Source organism: Oleiphilus sp. HI0132 (assembly GCF_001635845.1).
The window spans coordinates 1-521 of sequence record NZ_LWGJ01000808.1 but is presented as its reverse complement, the minus strand read 5'-3'; the positions used below and the strand labels follow the sequence as shown (position 1 = coordinate 521).

At 45.5% G+C, this 521-nt stretch carries 1 pseudogene; it reads left to right on the top strand.

The annotated features are described in order from the left end of the window. Window positions 1-521 (top strand): annotated as a pseudogene (locus A3766_RS30845) (PEP-CTERM system histidine kinase PrsK); the annotation flags it as partial.

Below are 521 nucleotides of genomic sequence, written 5' to 3'. Positions count from 1 at the left end.
TTTATTAGTAAGAATTTTTTCGACTATAAATACGACTATCGCGACGAATGGATCAAGAGTACACGCGCGCTTTCTGATACAGATACCTCCCACCCTCCATCACTACAGGCGATAAAAATCCTTGGCGACTTGGTCGGGAGCCAGTCGGGCGCGATCTGGATTAAAGACGAGGAAGGTTTATTCAAACCCAAAGCACAATACCACCTACCTGATGCAAAGTTCGGAGACATCGACCATCATTCCGAGCTAATAACCTTCTTCACCCAAAATGACTGGATCATCAACCTCGATGAATACATGCTAGACCCAAGCAAATATAAGCTGATCGAAATTCCGGAAAGCATGCTTCACCTCGAGCACCCATGGCTGATTCTGCCCCTTGGGGTCGGTGAAAACCTATCCGGATTAGTCTTGCTATGTGAACCCATCGCAACGATTGACCTAAACTGGGAGAATTACGACCTGTTGAAAATTGTTTCTCAGCAAGCATGTAGCTACATTGTTCAAAGTGACTCTCAGGA